This is a genomic window from Streptomyces sp. NPDC045899, from assembly GCF_056431485.1.
In genome coordinates this window covers 20,954-27,335 of record NZ_JBWKKP010000047.1, presented here as the reverse complement: position 1 = coordinate 27,335, position 6,382 = coordinate 20,954, and the positions used below count along the sequence as shown (strand labels likewise).

Annotated in this window: 8 protein-coding genes; 3 read left to right on the top strand and 5 right to left on the bottom strand. The window is 71.3% G+C overall.

Features of this window, described 5'->3' with window-relative positions; all coding sequences use genetic code 11:
- Positions 1-106: 106 nt before the first annotated feature.
- From AC07FT_RS35810 to AC07FT_RS35800, 3 genes are read right to left on the bottom strand one after another with little or no spacing between them, the layout of a single operon-like run.
- Positions 107-1,171, bottom strand: a complete 1,065-nt coding sequence (locus AC07FT_RS35810; RefSeq protein ID WP_254741776.1) for a threonine aldolase family protein — start codon at positions 1,169-1,171, stop codon at positions 107-109.
- Complete coding sequence (locus AC07FT_RS35805) at positions 1,168-1,953, bottom strand: SDR family NAD(P)-dependent oxidoreductase (RefSeq protein WP_254741778.1); 786 nt, start codon at positions 1,951-1,953, stop codon at positions 1,168-1,170. The genes AC07FT_RS35810 and AC07FT_RS35805 overlap by 4 nt, the downstream gene beginning before the upstream one ends.
- 59 nt (positions 1,954-2,012) lie before the next feature.
- Entirely contained in the window at positions 2,013-3,410 is a 1,398-nt protein-coding gene (locus AC07FT_RS35800; RefSeq protein ID WP_479180329.1) for a DUF6421 family protein, read from the bottom strand.
- Positions 3,411-3,661: 251 nt separating this feature from the next.
- On the opposite strand from AC07FT_RS35800, the gene AC07FT_RS35795 reads away from it, so the two are divergent.
- Entirely contained in the window at positions 3,662-4,345 is a 684-nt protein-coding gene (locus AC07FT_RS35795) for a glycerophosphodiester phosphodiesterase (RefSeq protein WP_479180328.1), read from the top strand.
- 51 nt (positions 4,346-4,396) lie between these two features.
- A complete protein-coding gene (locus AC07FT_RS35790; protein WP_431776914.1) occupies positions 4,397-4,783 on the top strand; it encodes a VOC family protein in 387 nt (128 codons plus the stop codon).
- A 52-nt stretch (positions 4,784-4,835) separates the two neighbouring features.
- Here AC07FT_RS35790 and AC07FT_RS35785 read toward each other — a convergent pair whose 3' ends face one another.
- On the bottom strand, positions 4,836-5,255 hold the full coding sequence (locus AC07FT_RS35785) for a PPOX class F420-dependent oxidoreductase (protein WP_479180326.1): 420 nt from the start codon (positions 5,253-5,255) through the stop codon (positions 4,836-4,838).
- A gap of 70 nt (positions 5,256-5,325) precedes the next feature.
- Positions 5,326-5,598 carry a hypothetical protein gene (locus tag AC07FT_RS35780; protein WP_479180325.1) on the bottom strand — a complete coding sequence of 91 codons (273 nt, stop codon included), beginning with the start codon at positions 5,596-5,598 and terminating at the stop codon, positions 5,326-5,328.
- A gap of 182 nt (positions 5,599-5,780) precedes the next feature.
- Between AC07FT_RS35780 and AC07FT_RS35775 the strand changes: the two genes are divergently transcribed.
- Positions 5,781-6,374 carry a DUF5134 domain-containing protein gene (locus tag AC07FT_RS35775; RefSeq protein WP_479180324.1) on the top strand — a complete coding sequence of 198 codons (594 nt, stop codon included), beginning with the start codon at positions 5,781-5,783 and terminating at the stop codon, positions 6,372-6,374.
- The last annotated feature ends 8 nt before the right edge of the window (positions 6,375-6,382 follow it).

The following is a 6,382-nucleotide window of genomic DNA, read 5'->3' as shown; positions in this document are numbered from 1 at the left end:
TTCTCTGGTACTGTGAAGAGGCACTACCACCCCCCCCCCCCCACCCACCCCCACCCCCCCCCCCCCCCCCCCCCCCCCCCCCCTTCAATGCGTCGTCCGTTCGGCGCTACGCCTTGCCGAGCTCTTCCTTCAGCGCCGCGAGGAAGCCGTCGACGTCCTCCTCGGTGGTGTCGTAGGAGCACATCCAGCGCACGTCCCCGGCCGCCTCGTCCCAGAAGTAGAAGCGGTAGCGCTTCTGGAGGCGTTCGCTGACGTCGTGCGGGAGCCGGGCGAAGACCGCGTTGGCCTGCACCGGGTAGAGGATCTCCACTCCGTCCACCCCGCGGACGCCATCGGCCAGCCGCCGGGCCATGGCGTTGGCCTGGCGGGCGTTGCGCAGCCACAGGTCGCGGGCGAGCAGCGCCTCGAGCTGGACGGAGACGAACCGCATCTTGGAGGCGAGCTGCATGGACAGCTTGCGCAGATGCTTCATGGCCCGCCCGACGTCCGGGTTGAGCACCACGACGGCCTCGCCGAACAGCATGCCGTTCTTGGTGCCGCCGAACGACACGATGTCCACGCCCGCCACATTGGTGAACGAGCGCATCGGCACGTCCAGCGACGCGGCCGCGTTGGATATCCGCGCCCCGTCCAGGTGGACCTTCATCCCCCGCTCATGGGCGTGGTCGCAGATGGCCCGGATCTCGTCCACCGTGTAGACGGTGCCCAGCTCGGTGTTCTGGGCGATCGAGACGACCTGCGGCATCGCCCGGTGCTCATCGTCCCAGCCCCACGCCTGGCGGTCGATGAGGTCGGGGGTGAGCTTGCCGTCCTCGGTGGGCACGGTGAGCAGCTTCAGCCCGCCGACGCGCTCGGGGGCACCGCACTCGTCCACGTTGATATGCGCGGACTCGGCGCAGATGACGGCGCCCCAGCGGTCGGTGAGGGCCTGCAGGGCGACGACATTGGAGCCGGTGCCGTTGAAGACCGGGAACGCCTGGGCGTCGGGACCGAAGTGGCTGCGCATGATGAACTGCAGATGCGCGGTGTAGTCGTCCTCGCCGTAGGCCACCTGGTGGCCCTCGTTGGCGAGGGCCAGGGCGGCGAGGATCTCCGGATGTGCGCCCGCGTAGTTGTCGCTGGCGAATCCGCGTATCTCGGGGTCGTGATGGCGACGGGCGTCGGTCCTCACGGCTTGGGAGTCAGCCACAGACGGGTTCCGTTCACTTCCTGCGCGGGCCGGTCCCAGACTCCGGTGATGGCCTCGGCCAGCTCCTTGACGTCCGTGAAGCCCGCGAACTTCGCGTTGGGGCGTTCCGCGCGCATGGCGTCGTGCACCAGCGCCTTGATCACCAGGATGACAGCGGCGGCGGACGGTCCGCCCTCGCCCCCCAGTTTGCGGAAGGAGTCGCCGAGCGCGAGCGTCCATGCCTCGGCGGCCGCCTTGGCGGCGGCGTACGCGGCGTTCCCGGCGGTGGGCTGGGACGCGCCCGCCGCGCTGATCAGGACATAGCGGCCGTTGCCACTGCGCTGGAGGGCGTCGTGGAAGGCGAGCGAGGTGTGCTGGGCGGTGCGGATCAGCAGGTTGTGCAGGGTGTCCCAGTCGGCGAGCGGGGCGTCGGGGAAGGTCTTGCTGCCGCGCCAGCCGCCGACCAGGTGCACCAGACCGTCGATCCGGCCGAACTCCTTCTCGGTGCGGTCGACCCAGGCGCGGGTGGCGTCCAGGTCGAGCAGGTCGACGGTCTCACCGGTGACGGTGGCGCCGCCGTGGGCGTAGCGCGCAGCGTCGACGGCCTCGGCCAGCCGGGCGGGGTCGGCGTCGGAGGCCACGACGGTCGCTCCGGCCTCGGCGAGCCGGAGCAGGGTGGCGCGGCCCGCGGGGCCCGCCGCCCCCGCCACCGCCACGACCGCACCGTCGAGCGGGCTCGTGTCGCCCGGCTCGTTGGGGGTCGGGCTCGACGTCGGTGTGGTCATGGTCGTTGCCTCCTCGGTCTTCCCTGCCGAATGTCCGTCGGACTGTCCCTCGACGGGGCTCACGCGGCCGTCCGCAGATCGTCGCCGGCCGTGATCCCCTTGGTGGAGGCAACCACGTCACGCAGCTTCTTGGCGAGCGCCTCGTAGAACATGCTGAGCGGAAACTCGTCGGGGAGCACATCGTCGACCAGCTTGCGCGGCGGCTGGTTCAGGTCCAGGGCGTCGGGACCCTTGGCCCACACCGAGCCGGGGTGCGGTGCCAGGTAGGTGGACACCAGCTCGTACGCCTTGAACCAGTGGACGAGCTTGGGACGGTCGATACCGTCGCGGTAGAGCTTCTCGATCTCGCCGCACAGCTGGTTGGTGACCTGCGAGGCACGGGCCCAGTCGATGTGCAGGGTGTTGTCCGTCCAGCGTACGACGTCGTGCTGGTGGAGGTAGGCGAAGAGCAACTGACCGCCGAGCCCGTCGTAGTTGCGGACGCGGTCACCGGTGACCGGGAAGCGGAACATCCGGTCGAAGATCACGGCGTACTGGACGTCACGGGCCTGGGAGAAGCCCTCGGCCTCCAGCTTCACGGCCTCCTTGAAGGCGGTGAGGTCGCAGCGCAACTCCTCCAGGCCGTACATCCAGAACGGCTGCCGCTGCTTGATCATGAAGGGGTCGAAGGGCAGGTCACCGTGGCTGTGGGTGCGGTCGTGGACCATGTCCCACAGGGCGAACGCCTCCTGGCAGCGGTCCTGGTCGGCCAGCATCTCCGCGATGTCCTCGGGCAGTTCGATACCGAGGACGCGGACGGCGGCCTGGCTGACCCGGCGGAAGCGGGCGGCCTCGCGGTCGCAGAAGATACCGCCCCAGCTGAAGCGCTCGGGGGCCTCGCGGACGGCGATGGTCTCCGGGAAGAGGACCGCGGAGTTGGTGTCGTAGCCCGAGGTGAAGTCCTCGAAGGCGATACCGATGTAGAGCGGGTTGTCGTAGCGGGTGCGCTCCAGCTCGGCCAGCCAGTCCGGCCAGACCATGCGCAGCACGACGGCTTCCAGATTGCGGTCCGGGTTGCCGTTCTGCGTGTACATGGGGAAGACCACCAGGTGCTGGAGGCCGTCGGTCCGCGCCTTGGCGGGCTGGAAGGCGAGCAGCGAGTCGAGGAAGTCCGGCACCTCGAAGCCGCCGTCGGCCCAGCGGCGCAGATCGGCGACCAGCGCACGGTGGTACTCGGCGTTGTGCGGGAGCAGCGGGGCCAGCTCCTCGATCGCTTTGATCACCCGATCGGCGGCGGCCGCCGCGGTGGCGCGGGAGGGGGCGCCCTCCGCGTCGAAGTCGATCGAACCGTCCTTCGACTGCCAGGGGCGAATCGTTTCGACAGCATCCTTCAACGTCGGCCACACCGGGTGCTCAACAACACGCTCCGCAGGCAGAACGCCACCGTCCGCTATGGCGGACGAAAGGATTTCCGTCATGACCTCTCCTTCGCCGAAGAAACTATCGTGATGCCACCGTATCTGTGGACGGTTCTCCCACTCAAGGGGCGTTACCGGAAATTATCCGGCCTCACACCCGCACCGCCGCTGTTTTTCCTGCCCCATCCGGGCCAAGCCATGCCACGGGCGTGCTTCAGCCGTCCGGGGCCGGTCGGCCGTTAGGCTGTGCGCCGGTCCGGGCAGCCTGCCTCCACCCACCCGTCAGCGGCCGACAGAAGAGCGAGACAGCGTTGACTTTTCTCACCATCGGACACCGTGGAGTGATGGGCGTCGAGCCGGAGAACACCCTGCGCTCGTTCGTCCGCGCCGACCACGAGGGTCTGGACGTCATCGAGCTGGACCTGCACCTCAGCAAGGACGGCGCGCTCGTGGTGATGCACGACGCCCAGGTGGACCGGACGACCGACGGCACGGGGCCGATCAGCGACCGCACCCTCGCCGAGCTGCGGGAGCTGGACGCCGGGCAGGGTGAGCGGATCCCGGTCTTCGAGGAGGTCGTGGACGCCGTCCGGGCACCGCTCCAGGCCGAGATCAAGGACGTGGCCGCGGCCCGGGCGCTGGCGGAGGTCATGACCCGGCGTGACCTGCTGGGCCGGGTGGACGTCATCTCCTTCCACGACGAGGCCCTGGCGGAGATCCGCACCCTGCTGCCGGAGGTGCGCACCGCCCTGGTCGCCAGCCGCTACGGCCTGGATGTGATCGACCGGGCGCGGGCGGTGGGCGCCGGGATGCTGGTGCTCAACCTCCGCAGGCTGACCCTGGAGCTGGTGGAGCGGGCCCACGCCGCCGATCTGAAGGTCATCGGCTGGACCGTGAACACCCCCGACCAGCTGAAGCTGGCCCGCGGCCTCGGCCTCGACGGCGGCACCACCGACTTCCCGGAGATCCGGCGGGCCACGCGCTACACGGCGTGAAACGCTCCGCGCGCCCCCAGGGCCACCGGGCGGCTGCGTAGGGTCGCGGGCATGGTGCATGTACTGAGCAGCCGCACACTGCTGCGGCCGACGGACCCCGAGCGCTCCCGGGCGTTCTACGGCGAGGCGCTCGGGCTCGCGGTCTACCGCGAGTTCGGGACCGGCCCCGAGCGGGGCACGGTCTACTTCCTGGGCGGCGGCTTCCTGGAGCTCTCCGGCCGTTCCGAGACCCCGCCCGCGCCCGGCCTCCAGCTGTGGCTCCAGGTCGCGGACGCGGCGGCGGCCCACGCGGAGCTGGCCGCGCGCGGTGTGGAGGTGCTGCGCCCGCCGAAGCAGGAGCCGTGGGGGCTGATCGAGATGTGGATCGCCGACCCCGACGGGGTGCGCATCGCGGTCGTGGAGGTCCCGGCGGACCATCCGCTGCGCTACCGGCCCTGACGCCGGGCACCGCGGTCCGTCCGCGCCCGGGCGCCCCGGGCGCGCGCGGCGGTCAGCCGGGCTGGCTGTTCTCCTTCATCTCGCCCCAGCCGTGCCAGCGGTCGATCTCGATCCAGGCGCTGAACCGGCCGCGGTCCCGCTGCGGATAGTCCCGGTCCATGTAGTGCCGGGCCAGCCGGTCGATATCGGCCAGGTCCTTGTCGTCCCGCAGTTCGACGACGCGTCCGATGATGCTCAGGTGGGTGTACCAGTTGCCCTCGTCCAGCACGGTGAGCGTGACCCGGGGATCGGCGCGGATGTGCTGGAGGCGCTTGCGCCCCTCGTCCATGTTGACCAGGATCCGGCCGTCGTCCCACAGGTACCAGGTGGCCGTGGACACCGGCTGGCCATCGGGCCGGAGCGTGGCGATGACGGCCGGGTTGGCCTTCTCCAGCATGGTGACGGCGGCCTCGGGAAGCGGGGGGTTCGACACGGTCTCTCCTCTTCGGTGATCCATGGGCTGCGTGATCACCGTGCCACACCCGGCGGGCGCCGCACCGGTGTCACCCGGGATCCGCCGCACGCCCCTGCCGGCGCCGCCGGAACTCCCCGAGCCATACCCGCAGCTGTGCGTCGTCGTGGAGCCGGGCGCCGTCCGGACCGGTGGGCAGGTCGACTCCGTACAGCAGCTCCAGCGCCCACCGGCTCAACTCGTCCAGGGCGAGCGTGTCATCGGTGACCCATCCGGCGGCCCACCGGTCGGCGGCGTCCCGGCTCAGCCGTCCCTCGACCAGCGCGAGGAGGCACGCCTCGATCTCCTCATGCATCTCATGCATCTCATGCGCCTCAGGTGGCTCGTGCGCGGGGCGCCGCGGGGGCCGACCGTTCTCCATGGCCCGCACCGTAGCGCGTGGGGCGGATGGCCTCGTCGCGCTCCCCTATTGCGCCCGTGCGCTCCCGTAGCCGGGCGCGCGGCGGGGAATCCTGCCGGTACCCCGTCCGTCCCGGGAGGTGTGCCGTGCACGGACCTCCGCTCGTCGGCTGGCTGCTGGTGGCGCTGTGCGCGGCGAGCGGCGCGTACTGCCTGGTGCGGATGCGGGGCGAGCCGCCGGGCGCGGGGCGGCGCGGTGCGGGGGCCGAGGCGCTGATGGGCTGGGGGATGGCGGTGATGGCGGTGCCGTCCGCCGCGCTGGACCCCGGGCCCTGGGGACCGCCCGCCTTCGCGGTGGTCTTCGGCGTGGCGGCGGTGGGGGCGCTTCCGGCGGCGCGCGGGGGCGCGGAGTGGTCCGGACACCATCTGCACCACGCGATAGGGGCGTTGGCCATGGTCTACACGGCGCTCGCGATGGCGTCGGGCTCCGCGGGGGGTCATCGGCACACCGGTGCCGTGGCGCGGGAGGGGATGACCACGGGTGTCCCCCTCCTCACCGGAGCGCTGCTCGCCTACTTCGCCGTCTATGTCGTGCGCTGCGGGCTGCGGCTGGTGCCGCTGACCGACGGCGGGGCGGACCCGGGAGCGGGCCCGGTCTCCTGGGCGCGGCGGCCCGAGCTGCGGCACGCGTGCCGGCTCTCGATGGCGATCGGGACGTTCGCCATGCTGCTCACGCTCTGATCCATGCG